A 14901-nucleotide genomic window follows, 5' to 3' on the forward strand; every position below is an offset into this window, starting at 1 on the left:
GTTCGTCTGCCGATGTCGCGCGATCTCGCCGGGGTTGGAGAGGGAGGAATGGCCGAGCGATGAAGACGCATTCCGGGTCCGGCCCGTTGTCCGGCGTTCGCGTGGTCGATCTGACGGCCATGGTGATGGGTCCCTACTGCACCCAGATCATGGCCGACATGGGGGCCGACGTGATCAAGGTCGAACCGCCGCGGGGCGACAACACCCGATATATCTCGGCGGGGCCTCGGCCGGGAATGGCGGGCGTTTTCGTCAATGTGAATCGCGGAAAGCGCAGCGCCGTCATCGATTTGCGCAGCGAGGCGGGACAGGAGGCGTTGCGCGGACTGATCGTCGGCGCCGATGTGTTCATTCATTCGATGCGTGGCAAGGCGATCGCCGATCTCGGATTCGACTACGCGCGGGTGGCACAGGTGAATCCTTCGATCGTCTACACCAACTGTTACGGCTACGGACGTGGCGGCCGCGAGGCCGATCGCACCGCCTACGACGACACCATCCAGGCCGAATGTGGGCTGGTCGCCGCGCAGGAACTACTGACCGGCGAACCGGGGTATGTCGGCACCATCATGGCCGACAAGGTCGCGGGACTCACCGCGCTCTACGCCACCACGATGGCGCTGTATCACCGGGAACGAACCGGCGAAGGGCAGGAGATCGAGGTGCCGATGTTCGAGACCATGGCCTCGTTCATGCTGGTCGAGCACGCGAACGGCGCGATGTTCAGCCCCGCGCTCGGGTCGGCGGCGTACCAGCGCGCGGTCGCGCCGAATCGAAAGCCCTATCGCACCAAGGATGGTCATCTCGCCGCGCTGGTCTACAACGACAAACAATGGTCGGCCTTCGTCGCGGCCGTGCGCCCGCCGTGGAACAGCGAACGCTATGACACCCTCGAACAACGCGCCCGCGACATCGATACCGTCTACGCCCTGCTCGGCACGACTTTTCGGGAACGCACCACGGCCGAATGGCTGGAGCTGCTCGAATCACTCGATATTCCGGTGGCACCCGTGCGCACCATGGACGAACTGTTCGACAACCCGCACCTCGAGGATGTCGGTTTCTTCGAGACCGTGGAGTCGGTGGACGGGCCTGTGCGCTTTCCCGGCACGCCGACGACGTTCTCGCGCACGCCGGGACGTGTGGCGGGTCCCGCGCCTGAGCTGGGCGCGCACACCGCCGAGGTCCTGGCTGAGATCCACACGCGGGCAACTGATTCGGAACCCGCATGAGTTCAGCGACGAAACCTCGTTACCTCGAGGCGGACCGGCTCGATCTCACGGAATTCCTGCGCGCGGGCGACCGCATCGTGGTCGGCCAGGCGTGCGGCGAGCCGACCACCTTGCTGGCGGCGCTGCTCGCGCACGGCCGAGACATCGGCGACCTCGGGCTGTTCGTCGCTACCAGCTTCTCCGATCTGCTGACTCCTGCTGCGGTCGAAGGCATTTCGGTGTCGAGCATGGGTGCGATCGGCACATTGCGCACGCTGGCCGCCGAACATCTGTTGGGTGTGATCCCATGTCACGTAGGGCGGGTCGGTCCGTTGATCGAGTCGGGCGTGATCGGCTGCGACGTCGCTTTCGTTCAGGTGAGCCCGCCGGATGTGCACGGCGACCACAGCTTCGGGCTGATCAGTGATTATGTGCGCGCCGCTGTCGCGAAGGCGCGGGTTGTGGTGGCGGAGGTGAACGAGCGGGTGCCGTTCACCTACGGTGAGCGGTTGGCGGCCTCGGAAATCGACTACGCGGTGCGGGTCTCGCGTCCGCCTGTCGCCGTGGCCCCCGCGCGGATCGGGCCGACCGACGCGGCCATCGCCGATCACGCGGCGGCCTATGTCGAGGACGGTTCGGTGCTGCAGGTCGGGGTGGGCGCGGTGCCCGAGGCGATACTGCGTCGTCTGCGTGACCGCACTGATCTGGGTGTGCATTCCGGGATGGTGGGTGACGGCCTCGTGGACCTGATCGAGGCGGGTGTGGTGACCAACGCGCGCAAGGCGATCGATCGGGGCGTGTCGGTGACGGGTGCGCTGATCGGCACCGAACGCCTGTACGCCTTCGCCGACCGAGAACCGCGAATCCGCATGTGCCCCACCGGTTACACCCACGATGCCAGCGTGCTGGCCCAGCTCGACAAGTTGGTGACCGTGAATTCGGCGGTGCAGGTGGATCTCACCGGGCAGGTGAATGCCGAGCAGAGCGGCACCGCGTACTTCGGTGGCACCGGCGGGCAGGTGGATTTCGTGCGCGCGGGTGCGCGCTCGCCTGGTGGGCATTCCGTCATCGCCCTGCCCGCGACCGCGAAGGGTGGCACGGTCAGCCGGATCACGGCTGCGCTCTCGGGCCCGGTCACCACCGCACGCAGCGACGTGGACGTGATCGTCACCGAATTCGGTGCGGTCGAACTGGCCGGTCGCACGCTCGCCGAACGGGCCGAGCGGCTGATCGGCATCGCACACCCGGACTTTCGCGAAGACCTCGCCGCGACCGCATACGACATCCGACGCAGGGGGTATTGATGGCAGACGCTGACCGGTCGCGTGAGTCCGTGTCCCCGAGCGGAGCGGAGGATTCGAGTAACGCCGTGGGATCAACCGAGGCTGCGCGCACCGATGGGCCCGTGTACTCGGCCGCTGCCGAGTACACGTCCGGGACCGCGCCGTCGAGCGGCGCTGCGGATTCGAATGCGGCAGTGGTTTCGAGTCGGTCTTCGGCCGCTGACGATGCGGTGGGTCCCACCGAGACCGCGCTCGCGAGGGACGCCGTGCGTCCGAGGGACGCTGTGGCGCCCAGCCGAACTCGCGGCTGCTCCGGTACGGCGCTCTCGGACCGGGCCGGATCGTCGGCCGATATCGCTGCGCCCTCCGACGCCGCAGCCGCGAACGCGGCCGTTCTCTTCGAGGCGCGCGCCGATGGCATCGCTGTCATCACCTTGAACCGTCCCGCCACCCGTAACTGCCTGGACCGGGACATCCGCGCGGGGTTGTTCGCCGCGTGGGAGCGTTTCGAACACGACCCTGCGCTGCGGGTCGCGGTGCTCACCGGCGCGGGGGACAAGGCGTTCTGTGCGGGCGGTGATCTGAAGGAGATGGTGGACACCGGGATGCGGGTGCCGCCGAGGGCGATGTTTCCCGTCCCGCACGACACCGTCGAGTTGTCGAAGCCGACGATTGCCGCAGTGAACGGGGTCGCCTATGCGGGCGGGTGGATGATCGCCCAGGCGTGCGATCTGTGTGTGGCCGCGACGAACGCACGGTTCGCGGTGACCGAGGTGAAGGTGGGTCGCGCCGCGCCGTGGGCGGCACCGCTGATCCATATGATTCCGCAGCGGATCATGATGGAAATCCTGCTCACCGGCAAGCCGATCACCGCGCGGCGAGCCTACGAAATCGGCATGGTGAATCGGCTCGCGGAGCCGGAAGCATTGCTGGACACCGCCTTCGAGCTTGCCGCCGAAATCTTGGACGGTGCGCCGCTTTCGGTGCGGGCGGCGCGGGAGACGGTGCTGCTCTCGACCGAGATGGGCCGCTCGGCGGCGCTGCGGTCCGCGCGCGCGGCCGCCGAACACTGCTACAACAGCGCGGACGCCCAGGAGGGACCGGCGGCATTCGCCGAAAAGCGTCGTCCCCGCTGGCAGGGCTGCTGATCGAGTAGCCGCCGGTAGCTCAGCCCAACGCCTTGCCGATCTCGTCGATGACCTCGCTCGCCTGGTCGACACCGGCTCGATAGGTGGGCTCCCACGCCGTGCGGGACAGGAGGTCGGTGCCGTAGGCGGCACGCGCGGGACCGTTCGGGCCGATCGTCACCACCTGTGCGGCGCCGACCGCGGCGATTTCGCGGTGCAGGGGTTCACGCGGGACCGCGTGGGCCAGCGGTTCGATGACTATCAAGCGTTCGAAGCCGACGGCGAGGTCGGCATTGGTGGGGGAGGACATGCCGCCGTCCATGTACCGGCGTCCGTTGACGACGACCGGCGCAAACACCGTCGGCACAGCGCAACTGGCGGCAACGGCCGCGAGCAGCGGGGCGTCCGACGCGTCGTCCCAGGTCACCAGCTCACCGGATTCGATGTCGAGCCCGGTGATCCACAGCCGTTGCGGCCATACCGAGGTGCGGACATACCAGCGGATCTGCTCGAGATGTTCGGCGCCGCCGTCGGCGAGGGCGGCCGCGAGTGTGCCGATGCGCCTGCGTGCCTCGAGCGGATCGAGCTCGGGATCCGCACGCAGCCTGCCCATTTCGGCCATGGCGCGCAGATCGCGTTGTGCGAGGTCGGGGGCGGCGTGCTCGCCCGAAGGTCCGGTGGCGAATGCGTCGAGGTCGGCGCCGGAGCGGATGATCGTGCCCGCGATCGAACCGGCGGAGGTGCCGATGATCAGGTCCGCGCTGTCGAGGTCGACGCCCGCCCGGCGTAATCCGGCGGCCAGACCCACCAGCCAGGCCGTGCCGACCACCCCGCCGCCCCCGAGTACTACCGCCGAACCACTCGAAGCCACGTTGCCGCCCTTTCGTTGCCGCGCGCTGCCGTGTTCGACACTACGACACCGACCCGCGGCAGCGGAATACCCGCGTTCGACGGCCACGGGCAACGAGTGTCGTCGTCAGTCCTGCGCAGGGGCAACGGTATTCGCGTAGGCGGTGCTCTCGGCCAGTTCCGCCGCCGCGCGCATCAACTCCGGCACGATCGCCCCGAAGGACTGGAGTTTGATGTCCGCGCCCGCGCGTTGGAAGCCGCGTTCCAGCACGATCGCCAGCTTCCATTTCGCCAGGATCAGGTAGTAGTCCAGATCGTCCACCTGCCGCCCGGACACCTCGGCGTAGTGCTCGACGAGTCGCTGCCGCGTGGGCATGCCGCGCAGGTCGACGTAGCTGGCGGTCGCGGCCTCGGGGGCATCCATGTCCTCGGGCCAGCCCTGGACCATCCACGCCAGGTCCAGCTTCGGATCGCCGACGGTGCCCATCTCCCAGTCGACGATCGCCGCCAACCGCGCCGGTGTGCCGTGTTCGAACATCACGTTCGCGAACTGGTAGTCACCGTGCATCAGGCCCGGCACGAAATCCAGCGGACGGTGCGTGCGCAACCAGTGCGTCGCCACCGCCATGCCGTCCAGGTCACGGCCGCGATGGCGTTCGAAAAAGCGGGTCCAGCGTGTTACCTGACGTTCGTGGAAGCCGTCGGGGCGGCCGAGGTCGTGTAGCCCGCGCTCGCGCCAATCCACCTTCGACAGCAACGCGATGCCCTCGGCCAGCTGGTAAGCCAGCCCGTCGCGTCCGGCGCCGTCGGTGTCGAAGGGGTCGGGCCAGCCTGTGCGTCCCATCGGGGACCAGCCGTCGATGTAACCCATCAGGTAGAAGGTGCGCCCGAGTACCGCGTGATCGGTGCACACCGCGTGTGCGGGCGTGTGCGGGACGTCGGTGCCGTCCAATGCCGCGGTGATCCGCCATTCGCGCAGGATGCCGTCGTCGCGTTCGGCGGGTGCGTCCGCCGGTGGGATCCGGATGACGCTGCGGTGTTCACCCCTGGTGAGCAGGTAGATCTCGTTCTGCGTTCCGCCGGAGAGGAATTCGGCCGTCAGCGGTTCACCGGCACCGGGTAGGCGCTCGGTGTCCATCCACGCCGACAGTCGCGCGGTGTCGATCATAGGTTGCCCATTTCGTGTTCGAGGTAGTCGGCGTACTTGGCCTCGGCGGCGGCGAGCTTCTTCGGCACCCATTCGGTGGGCCACTCGTCGTCGCTGGCCCGGTGCCCGCGCAGCACCTGCTTGGCGACGGTGGTCTTGTGCACCTCGGTGGGTCCGTCGGCCAGTCCCATCACGCCCGCGCCGTGGATCATGGTGAACAACGGCAGCTCGTTCGTCGTGCCGAGGGCGCCGTGTATCTGCATGGCTCGCCAGGCGATGTCGTGCAGGACCGTCGGCATCACGACCTTCACCGCCGCGATGTCCTTGCGGACCTTCTTGTAGTCGTTGTAGGCGTCGATCTCCCATGCCGTGTAGAGCACCATGAGTCGGAACTGGAGCAACTGGGCGTAGGAGTCGGCGATGTAGCCCTGCACGAACTGCTTGTCCGAGAGCAACGATCCGGCGGTAGTTCGGCTCAGCGCGCGTTCGCACATCATGTCCAGCGCCTTGTTCGCCAGACCGATGGTGCGCATGGCGTGGTGGATCCGTCCGCCGCCGAGCCGGGTCTGCGCGATGGCGAAGGCCTGACCCTCGCCGCCCAGTAGCGCCGAATCGGGCACGCGCACCTGGTCGTAGTGGATGAGCGCATGCATCCCGTCATTGAGCGGCTCGCCGAACAGCCCGACATTGCGTTCGATGTGGACTCCGGGGGTGTCGGTGGGGATGAGGAACATCGACATCCCCTGGTACGGGCTGACATCCGGGTTCGTCACGACCATGACGATCAGGAATGCCGCCGTTCTGGCGTTGGAGGAGAAGAACTTTCGGCCGGTGATGATCCAGGCGTCGCCGTCGCGCACCGCGGCGGTGCTGAACTGCGTCGGGTCCGCGCCGGCGTGCGGTTCGGTCATGGAGTAGCTGGAAAACAGTTCACCGTTCAGCAGCGGGCGGAGATAGCGCTCCTTCTGCTCGGGAGTGCCGTAGTGCGCGATGATCTCGGCGTTGCCGGTATCGGGAGCCTGGCAGCCGAAGACGATCGGCGCCCACGAACTGCGGCCCAGAATCTCGTTCAGCAGCGCCAGTTTCAGCTGCCCATACCCTTGGCCACCCAGGTCGGGTCCGAGATGGGTGGCCCACAGTCCGTGCTCTCGGACCTGTCGCTTGAGCGGGTCGATGACCTTGCGTCGTGTCTCGTTCAGCGGCACGAATTGTCGATGCGGCCAGATCAGATCGAGTGGCTCGACCTCCTCGCGTACGAACGCATCCGCCCAGTCGAGCTTCGCCTTGAACTCGGGGTCGGTCGTGAAATCCCACGCCATGGCGCCCCTTCCCTCATACTAGAAATATGTTTCTTAAAAACAAGAATAGCATTCTCCAAAGGCTGAACGAGGTTTCTGGCGGTGGTGGGCGATGAAGGCCGCCGACCAGTTCCACCTCGGCATCGTGGCCGACGACCTGGAAGCGACGAAGGCGTCGCTGGCGGCCGTACTCGGCTACGAATGGGGCGCGGAGGTCGGCGGTCCCGTCGCGGTCACGCTGCCGACCGGCGACACGACGCTCGACATCCGCTGCGTGTACTCGCTGACCGTCCCTCGGCTCGAGATCGTGCGCAGCATCCCCGACACGATGTGGTCTCCGGCCACTTCGCCCGGTTTCGGCATCCATCACGTGGGCTTCTGGTCCGACGACGTGGCCGCCGACATCGCGCACCTGTCGGCGGAGTCCTACGTCGTCGAGGTCGTCCGCACGATCTCCGGTCGTCCGTTCTTCGCCTTCCTGGTGGGGGAGCGCGGGTTCCGCATCGAAGTGGTCGACCGCGCCGCGCGGGAAGGCTTGCGTCGATGCTGGACGGCACCGGAAAGTCGTGAGCAGCAGGAGATCCACGGATGATCGAGGTGCGAGCATGACAACGACGGAGGTCGTGACCGATGTCGGTCCGGGAATGGCGCTGCCGGGTACTGCTCGGACAGGTCGACACCGTGGTGCTGTTCGGCGGCGACAACGGGGTGGATCTGCGTGCCGACCGCGGCGTGTGTGCGGGCACGCGCGCCGGACGCCGAGGCGACACGCGGGTGGATGACCGCAGGAACGATCTCGTGCGCGAGACCGACGTCGCCGCACGAATCGCCAAGCGCGCGTTGGCGAAACGGGAGACCGACTACATCGGCGAGGTGCGAGCGCTGCTGGACGCGGCGCTGACGGTAATGCGCGAGCGCGCCACCACCGCCAAGCCGCGCGTCGCGGATATCGTGGCCGTCGCCGGACTGTCCAACGACGCGTTCTACCGGCATTTCCGCTCCAAGGACGCGCTGGTGGCCGCGCTGCTCGAAGACGGAACACAACGCCTGACGAGTTACGTGACCCACCGGATGGGCAAGGCGGACACCCCGCGCGCCAAGGTACGTCGCTGGGTGGAGAGCATCCTGTCGCAGGCTGCCGAAGACACCGCGGCGACCACAAGGGCTGTGCTGTGGAACGGCAGCAGCCTGGCCGAGGAGCTGAGTCGCGATACCGAGTCGGTCGATCGCCGCCTGGCCGCGCTCCTGCTCGCACCGTTGCGCGAATTGGGCAGCCCGCGACCGGAATCCGATGCTCAGCTGCTGGCCCACATGCTCGTGGGTGTGCTCAGGGATCACCTCTGGCGCGGCGTCGCGCCCACGGATGCCGATGTCGAACGGATCACCGAATTCTGCGTGAATGCGGTGCGATGACGACGTTTCCGCTGTCGGTGGGCCCAGTCGGTATGCCGCCGGTGACCACGACGACTCACGAATTGCCCATCGAGTGGTGGCCTCCGCGCGGAGGCGGTGGACCGAAAACAGCTCAGATTCGTGCGGGCATGCTGTCCCAACCCCGGACGGCCGAGGACGAGGAGAAGACGGCATCGTCGAGGTCGACCTCCCAATCCGGGAAACGGATCAGTATCTCCTCCAATGCGATTCGGCCTTCGACGCGTGCCAGCGCGTTGCCGAGGCAGTAGTGCGCACCGACTCCGAACGTCAGATGTTGGCGGCGTGCTCGGCCGATGTCGAAGGTCTCGGCCTCGGGGCCGAACCGCTCGGCGTCGCGGTTGGCCGCGCCGATCAAGGTCAGAATCGCGCTGCCCTTGGGAACCGTGTGCCCGTAGTACTCGACATCGCGGGTGACATACCGTGCGGCCTGGAGCGCTGGCGGTTCGTAGCGCAGAATCTCTTCGATCGCCGCGGGAATCAGGGCGTGGTCCTCGACCAGTCGGCGGCGTTGCTCCGGGTGCTCGGACAGCAGTTTGCCGGACCAACCGATGAGGCGAGTCGTCGTCTCGGCGCCGGCGACGGCCACGACGTTCATGAACATCAGTAGCTCTTCTCGGCGCAGCCGTCGACGTTCGCCGGTCTCGTCCTCGAACTCGGTCTCGAGGAGTTCCGTGGTGAGGTCCTCGGCGGGATGGTCGGCGCGCCAATCGATGAACTCGGCGAATATCTGACCGTCGGTCAAGGCACCGTCGGGGTTGTCGGTCATCCGCTGGCCGCGTTCGGTGCGGACGAACCGGTCGCCGTCTTGTTGGACTCGGTGCTGAAAGTGCTCCGGGATACCGAAGAGCATACTGACCACCCGTAGCGGCATGATCGCACCGAGTTGCTTGACGAAGTCGAAGCGTGTCGACCCGACGAGGGGGTCCAGGCACCGCACGGTGAACTCGCGAACCTTGGGTTCGAGCCCGTTGATCATGCGTGGTGTGAAGGCTCGAGACAGCAGATTGCGGTGGATGTCGTGGATCGGGGGATCCTCGAAAATCAGGACGCCCGGCGGAATCTCCATGCCGGACTTCAAGATCTCGAGCACCACCCCCTTCGCGGAGCTGAAGGTTTCGTGATCGATCAGCGCGCGATTGACGTCGTCGAATCGGCTGAGCGCGTAGAAGTCGTGCGGCTCGTTGTAGTACAGCGGTGCGTCGTCGCGCAGGCGCTGGAACATCGGGTAGGGATCGGCGTTGAGCTCGACGTCCCACGGATCGTAGTAGATGTCGCTGACTTCGCCGACTGGCATGACGGGTTCCTCTCGGTGCTCGACCCACACGGTCGGGTGGTGTTCGCGCGCCACTACCTGCCGTGTTTCACCTGGTCGAACGGCACATCTCGATCCTCGGCCGCCTCGCGGGGCATGCCGAGCACCCGCTCGCTGATGATATTGCGCGCCATCTCGGTGCTGCCGCCCGCGAGGCTCCAGCCTTGGCGCATGAGGTAGTCCTGACCCGCCTGGCCCGATCCGGTGACCTTGTCGGGTTCGCCGGTGGCGGCGGACGCTCCGGCGATGCGCACGGCCGTATCCGCCTGTAGCCAGGAATTCTGGGCGCTGGACAGGCGGACGATCGACCCGGCCGCTGGTGGCAGGCTGCCCGCGGTGATGGCTCGGGTGATCAGTGTGGTGAGTTGATCGTGGACCAGGTTGAGTGCGCTGGCTTCGCCGATGTCCTCGCGGACGCGCGGGTCGTCGATCTGGCCGGTGCGCCGGGCCAGCTCGAGCAGTCCGGTGGTGACGTCGCGACCGCGGTGGGACTGGATTCCGCTGGCATACGGTGACGCGCCGCTCACCGCGCTGCGTTCGTGGAACAGTTGGCGGGTCGCGGTCTTCCAGCCGTCATTGACCTCGCCGACCACGGAGTCCGCGGGCAGTACCACGTCGTCGAAGAATTCCTGGCAGAACTCCGTTGAGCCGTCTACCTGGGTAATCCGTTGCAGGGTAAGCCCTTCGGACTGCACGGGCACCAGGAACATGGTCAGGCCCGAGTGCTTCGGCACGGTCCAGTCGGTGCGGGCAAGACAAAGACCGTAGTCGGCCGCGTACGCGCCGGAACTCCAGATCTTGGCGCCGTTGAGAATCCAGTTGTCGCCCTTGCGGTCGGCACGCGTGGTCAGTCCGGCCAGATCCGAACCGCCTCTCGGTTCGGAGAGGAATTGCGCGAGCAGTTCGTCGCCGCGCAGCACCGCCGAAATATGGGTGCGCTTCTGTTCCTCGCTGCCCATGTCCAGAATCGTGGCCGCGCAGATCGTGAGCGTGGGGATATTGAAGGCCAGCGGCATCTCGTAGTCGTGCGATTCCGTGCTGAAGGCGTCCTGATGCGCGAGGGTCAGGCCGAGCCCACCGTATTCCTTCGGAAAGCAGATCCCCGCGAATCCGCCGTCGTAGAGCAGGCGCTGTAATTCCCGTGCGCGCGACCAGGATTTACCCTTCTCGCTGAAGTGGATCGGTGGCGCGGGCGGCAGGTTGTCGGCCAACCAGCGGCGCGCGCGGTCGCGGAAACTCTCGACGGATTCGATGTCCTCGGCTGCGGTAGTCATGCGACCTTCTTATCCAGCAGATCGGTCAGGCGGCGCCGGTGTTCTTCCGGCGTTCCATAGAGTGCGCGCCCGAGTGTGACGCGGCGCAGATAGAGGTGCAGATCGTGTTCCCAGGTGACGCCGATGCCACCGTTCAGTTGGACGCATTCCTGCACGATTCCCGGGGCGGTGGCCCCCACATAGGATTTCGCGACGCTCACCGCTTCGGCATGGGCCCTCGAGCTGTCCGTTTCCCGCGCCGAGTTGTCGACGGGGAACGAATCGGCCGCCGCCCACGCGGTCGCGCGGCACGCCTCCACCCAGGTCTTGTTGTCCGCCATCCGATGCTTGAGCGCCTGGTAGGAGGCGAGTTGTCGGCCGAAGGTGTAGCGGTCGAACATCCACTGCACGGTCGTCGCGAACGCGTGCTCGGCCGCGCCCGCCATCTCCGCGGCGGTCAACGCGGCGGCGACGCGCAATTGGGCCGCGCTCGCGGCGGCGGCCTCGGCGGGATCGCGCTGGATCACCGAGTCGGGACCGACGGCCACGTTGGAGAACGTGACCTGCGCGGCGCGCCGGACCAGATCCAGCGTCCACGTCGGCGTCACTGTGACGCCAGCCGCCTCGGCGGAAATGAGGACCTGCACCTGGCCGTCGGGGCCTGCGGCGTCCACCACGAAAACGTCGGCCTGATCGCCGGATTCGACGCGATCCTTGATACCGGACACGCGGAAGCCGTCGTCGTCCGGTTCGGCGACGGTCGCCTTGGCCGCGGCGTCGAGCCCACGACCAGGCTCGTAGTGTGCCCAGGCAACGATGGCTTCGCCGGTGAGGATGCCGCCGAGCAGGTCAGCGAACTTGTCCTGGGCGCGCACCAAACCGGTGATCGCGGCGCTACCGGTGATAAGCGGTCCCGGCGCGACGGCGCGGCCGAACTCCATGGCGACCAGCGCGAGATCGACCATGGGCGCACCCGACACCGAACCGCCGCCGAGCCGTTCGGGTATCAGCGGCGCGGTCCAGCCGAGTTCGGTGCCGCCGCGCCACCAGTGGCGATCGAATCCGGCATCCGATTCGGCGAGTCCGCGCAGGGAGTCGAGCGGAACGGACTTCTCCAGGAATTCGCGCGTGGTGCTGTGAAAGAGCCGCTGGTCGGCGGTGAGATCGAAGTTCACTATGAGACCGGTCCTCGAGGAACGCACGAAGGGGACGTCGGCTTCGAAGTGAAGTCGAACCCGACGTGCTGAACAATGCTGGAACCGGCTCCCGCGCAGCGGCTTTCGCGACTGCCGGGCGGCCGGATTCCGGTGTGTGCTGTGCGAACGGTCAGCTGGCGCGCGCCGCGTACCGCTCGGCCCATTCCTTGCGTGGGCGAATGGTCAGGTCGACATCCTTGGCCTGTTCCCGCAGCGCGGCGACGTTGGCCTGCTCGCGGGGGATGTGCGCGAACGGGTCCCAATTCAGGAACCGGCTCGCGTTCTGCCAGGTGATCTTGTGGATGTCGGCGTCGTCGGCACCGGCGGCCTGCAACTCGCCGAGGACGAACTCGGGTGCGTCGGGGAACAGCGAATCCGAGTGCGGGTAGTCGCATTCCCAGGCGATGATGTCGATGCCGATCTCGTGGCGCAGCAGCAACGAGGTCTTGTCGGTCACGTAGCAGGCCATCACGTGCTCACGGAACACATCGCTGGGCAGCTTGCCGCCGAAGTCGCGCCGCAGCCACTTCTGGTTGGTGTAGTGGCGATCCGAGCGATCGAGGTAGAACGGGATCCAGCCGAACCCGCCCTCGGACAGGGCGACCTTGAGTCCGGGGTGGTTACGCATCGCGGGACCCCACAGCAGATCCTGCACCGCGATCTGGGACACCGTGGGCGCCAGGCACATCAGGTTGTCGATCGGTGCGTTCGGTGCCAGTCGCAGCGAGCCGAAACCCTGGCCGATGTGCAGGTTCATCACCAGTCCGGTGTCGGCCAGCGCCGCCCACACGGGTGTCCAGTAGTCACCGTCGTGGTAGGACGGCAGACCGTCGATGTGCGGCAGTTCGGGCATGGTGACACCGCGGAAGCCCTTGGCGGCGACGCGGTTGATCTCCGCGACGGCGAGGTCGGTATCCCACAGCGGCAGAATGGCATTCGGGATGAATCGGCCGGGATAGGTGGCGCACCACTCATCGACGTGCCAGTTGTTGTACGCCTCGATCATCGCGACGGTGATCTCGTCTTTGAACTGACTCAGGTGTCCCGCGCTGAAACCCGCGAACGTGGGGAAGCACATCGAGGCGAGCACACCGTTGGCGTTCATGTCCGCGACGCGGTCGTGGATGTCGTAGACGCCGGGACGCATCTCCGCGTACTGCGCGGGGTTCTTGTCCCATTCCTCCTTGGGCCAGCCCACCACCGCGTTGAGGCCGGTGACGCCGACCGGCTTGCCCCGGTAGACCCACTGGTCGACGCCCTTGTCGTTGGTGATCAGTTGCGGGACGTACTCGGCGTACTTCGTCGGCGTGTGCCGGTCGAACATGTCGGCCGGTTCGACCACGTGGTCGTCGATGCTGACCAGGATCAAGTCGTTGAAGTTCATGACATTCCTCGGTGTGGTGGGGGCGATCCCTCAACTGTATGAGATTTAAAATCTCTTTTGTGGAGAATAATACTCTCGCAACCTGTCGTCGCGATACCGCAATCGCGTGTCCGACGAATGGTGCTGTCGCCGAGTTGGTTTCGGCTCAGACTCGGAGCAGGCGGGCGAGGTTGCCACCCATGATCTTCTGCTGATCCGCCAGCGTCATGTCCTCGAGTTCGTGGATGTAGCGGGTCGGCTCCGCGAGGCCCTCCGGATGCGGGTAGTCCGATCCGAACAGCACGTTGTCCACGCCGATCAGATCCGCGATGGCGGGCAGATCCTCTTCCCAGAACGGGCTGATGTGCATGCTGCGGCGCAGTGCCTCGATCGGATCCTGATGACCGAAGCCCTCGGGCGCCTTCTTCGCGACGTCCACGAGCGTTTCCATCAGCGGTTCGAGCCATACCGCACCGTTCTCGATGACGGCGATCTTCAGTTCCGGATGCCGGAACAGGGCGCCGTGGCAAACCCACGAGGCCACCGCGTCCTGGATCGGGCGCCAGGTATTGCTCATGCGGAAGGTGTTCGTGGTGAACGGCAGCATCTCCAGGTTGCTGCCCTCCCAGTCGGCGTTGTATCGCGCGTAGCCGCTGTCGGAGGAATGCATCGTGACCAGCACATCGTGCTCGACGACGCGCTTCCAGAACGGGTCGAACTCCGGCAGCGCGAACGATCGAGGCCCGCGCAGTCCCGGCACCGGCGCCGGCCGCACCAGGATCGCCTTGGCGCCGTTTTCGACCACCCAGTCGAGTTCCGCGATCGCCTTCTCGACGATCGGCAGGCTGATTACCGGGACGGTGTAGATGCGGTCGCTGTGGTTGAACGACCAAGTGTCCAAAAGCCATTCGTTCAACGAGTGGACGACCGCGTGGATCAGCTCGGGATCGTCGCGCATGCGCTCCTCGAGCAGGCTGGCCAGGGTCGGGAACATCAGCGTCCGGTCCAATTGGAGCTCGTCCATGAGCTTCAGTCGGGGTTCGGGCTCGCGGAAGGCGGGGATCGACTGCATCGGCTTGCCGAAGATCTCGCGCTTGCTCTTGCCCTCGGGGTTGCCGTTCTTGAAGTAGTCCTCCATGGCGCCGGGGCGGGCCACCACCTCGAAGGTGGGGTTGGGGATGTACTCGCTGATCTGGCCACGGATCGCGATCTTGGTGCGACCGTCGACCTGCACGTATTTGATCGCGCTGCGGTAGCGCTCGGGGAGGAACTTGGTCAGCGCCTCCTCGGGTTCGTACAGGTGGTTGTCGGCATCGAACAGCTGATACGGCAACTCGTTAGCGCTCATAAGAGTGTCCTTTCTGATTTTGGAGAATTATATTCTCAATATACGTGGCGCGGTGGCGATGTCTTCGATGTTGCGGTGAT

Annotated in this window: 13 protein-coding genes; 5 read left to right on the top strand and 8 right to left on the bottom strand. The window is 66.3% G+C overall.

All coding sequences use genetic code 11. The features are described from left to right. Positions 1-59 precede the first annotated feature (59 nt). The 3 genes from ABEA50_RS20705 to ABEA50_RS20715 all read left to right on the top strand — a co-directional run bounded on the left by ABEA50_RS20705 (position 60) and on the right by ABEA50_RS20715 (position 3642). Positions 60-1232 (top strand): CaiB/BaiF CoA transferase family protein, encoded by a 1173-nt coding sequence (locus ABEA50_RS20705; RefSeq protein ID WP_345497240.1) that lies wholly within the window; start codon positions 60-62, stop codon positions 1230-1232. Then, positions 1229-2515, top strand: coding sequence for an acetyl-CoA hydrolase/transferase family protein (locus ABEA50_RS20710; RefSeq protein WP_345497241.1), 1287 nt, complete (start codon positions 1229-1231; stop codon positions 2513-2515). Before ABEA50_RS20705 ends, ABEA50_RS20710 begins: the two co-directional genes overlap by 4 nt. Before the next feature lie 332 nt (positions 2516-2847). Continuing rightward, positions 2848-3642 carry an enoyl-CoA hydratase/isomerase family protein gene (locus ABEA50_RS20715; protein WP_345497701.1) on the top strand — a complete coding sequence of 265 codons (795 nt, stop codon included), beginning with the start codon at positions 2848-2850 and terminating at the stop codon, positions 3640-3642. Between the two features lie 19 nt (positions 3643-3661). On the opposite strand, the gene ABEA50_RS20720 is transcribed toward ABEA50_RS20715, so the two are convergent. The 3 genes from ABEA50_RS20720 to ABEA50_RS20730 form a co-directional block, all read right to left on the bottom strand. Further along, positions 3662-4492: a patatin-like phospholipase family protein gene (locus ABEA50_RS20720; protein WP_345497242.1), complete on the bottom strand. Its 831-nt coding sequence runs from the start codon at positions 4490-4492 to the stop codon at positions 3662-3664. A gap of 105 nt (positions 4493-4597) precedes the next feature. After that, positions 4598-5638 carry a phosphotransferase family protein gene (locus tag ABEA50_RS20725; RefSeq protein ID WP_345497243.1) on the bottom strand — a complete coding sequence of 347 codons (1041 nt, stop codon included), beginning with the start codon at positions 5636-5638 and terminating at the stop codon, positions 4598-4600. Next, on the bottom strand, positions 5635-6936 hold the full coding sequence (locus ABEA50_RS20730; RefSeq protein ID WP_345497244.1) for an acyl-CoA dehydrogenase family protein: 1302 nt from the start codon (positions 6934-6936) through the stop codon (positions 5635-5637). Before ABEA50_RS20730 ends, ABEA50_RS20725 begins: the two co-directional genes overlap by 4 nt. 91 nt (positions 6937-7027) lie before the next feature. On the opposite strand from ABEA50_RS20730, the gene ABEA50_RS20735 reads away from it, so the two are divergent. Both ABEA50_RS20735 and ABEA50_RS20740 read left to right on the top strand, forming a co-directional pair. Then, positions 7028-7507: a VOC family protein gene (locus ABEA50_RS20735; RefSeq protein WP_345497245.1), complete on the top strand. Its 480-nt coding sequence runs from the start codon at positions 7028-7030 to the stop codon at positions 7505-7507. A 38-nt stretch (positions 7508-7545) separates the two neighbouring features. Next, the gene (locus ABEA50_RS20740; RefSeq protein WP_345497246.1) at positions 7546-8328 is read left to right on the top strand and encodes a TetR/AcrR family transcriptional regulator; all 783 of its coding nucleotides are present in this window, start codon (positions 7546-7548) and stop codon (positions 8326-8328) included. A gap of 112 nt (positions 8329-8440) precedes the next feature. Here the strand turns inward: ABEA50_RS20740 and ABEA50_RS20745 are convergent, their stop codons facing one another. From ABEA50_RS20745 to ABEA50_RS20765, 5 genes are all read right to left on the bottom strand, one after another. Continuing rightward, positions 8441-9643 carry a cytochrome P450 gene (locus tag ABEA50_RS20745; RefSeq protein ID WP_345497247.1) on the bottom strand — a complete coding sequence of 401 codons (1203 nt, stop codon included), beginning with the start codon at positions 9641-9643 and terminating at the stop codon, positions 8441-8443. Positions 9644-9696: 53 nt separating this feature from the next. After that, positions 9697-10935 (bottom strand): acyl-CoA dehydrogenase family protein, encoded by a 1239-nt coding sequence (locus tag ABEA50_RS20750; protein ID WP_345497248.1) that lies wholly within the window; start codon positions 10933-10935, stop codon positions 9697-9699. Then, positions 10932-12089, bottom strand: a complete 1158-nt coding sequence (locus ABEA50_RS20755; RefSeq protein ID WP_345497249.1) for an acyl-CoA dehydrogenase family protein — start codon at positions 12087-12089, stop codon at positions 10932-10934. Before ABEA50_RS20755 ends, ABEA50_RS20750 begins: the two co-directional genes overlap by 4 nt. A gap of 151 nt (positions 12090-12240) precedes the next feature. Then, positions 12241-13494: an amidohydrolase family protein gene (locus tag ABEA50_RS20760; RefSeq protein WP_345497250.1), complete on the bottom strand. Its 1254-nt coding sequence runs from the start codon at positions 13492-13494 to the stop codon at positions 12241-12243. A 145-nt stretch (positions 13495-13639) separates the two neighbouring features. Continuing rightward, a complete protein-coding gene (locus ABEA50_RS20765; protein ID WP_345497251.1) occupies positions 13640-14821 on the bottom strand; it encodes an amidohydrolase family protein in 1182 nt (393 codons plus the stop codon). Between the last annotated feature and the right edge of the window lie 80 nt (positions 14822-14901).

The sequence above is a fragment of the Nocardia callitridis genome (assembly GCF_039543305.1).
Classification (GTDB): domain Bacteria; phylum Actinomycetota; class Actinomycetes; order Mycobacteriales; family Mycobacteriaceae; genus Nocardia; species Nocardia callitridis.

Coding starts and splice junctions, on each gene's coding strand:
- ABEA50_RS20705 (WP_345497240.1), top strand. CDS start 60: ATGAAGACGCATTCCGGGTCCGGCCCGTTGTCCGGCGTTCGCGTGGTC.
- ABEA50_RS20710 (WP_345497241.1), top strand. CDS start 1,229: ATGAGTTCAGCGACGAAACCTCGTTACCTCGAGGCGGACCGGCTCGAT.
- ABEA50_RS20725 (WP_345497243.1), bottom strand. CDS start 5,638: ATGATCGACACCGCGCGACTGTCGGCGTGGATGGACACCGAGCGCCTA.
- ABEA50_RS20730 (WP_345497244.1), bottom strand. CDS start 6,936: ATGGCGTGGGATTTCACGACCGACCCCGAGTTCAAGGCGAAGCTCGAC.
- ABEA50_RS20735 (WP_345497245.1), top strand. CDS start 7,028: ATGAAGGCCGCCGACCAGTTCCACCTCGGCATCGTGGCCGACGACCTG.
- ABEA50_RS20740 (WP_345497246.1), top strand. CDS start 7,546: ATGTCGGTCCGGGAATGGCGCTGCCGGGTACTGCTCGGACAGGTCGAC.
- ABEA50_RS20745 (WP_345497247.1), bottom strand. CDS start 9,643: ATGCCAGTCGGCGAAGTCAGCGACATCTACTACGATCCGTGGGACGTC.
- ABEA50_RS20750 (WP_345497248.1), bottom strand. CDS start 10,935: ATGACTACCGCAGCCGAGGACATCGAATCCGTCGAGAGTTTCCGCGAC.
- ABEA50_RS20760 (WP_345497250.1), bottom strand. CDS start 13,494: ATGAACTTCAACGACTTGATCCTGGTCAGCATCGACGACCACGTGGTC.
- ABEA50_RS20765 (WP_345497251.1), bottom strand. CDS start 14,821: ATGAGCGCTAACGAGTTGCCGTATCAGCTGTTCGATGCCGACAACCAC.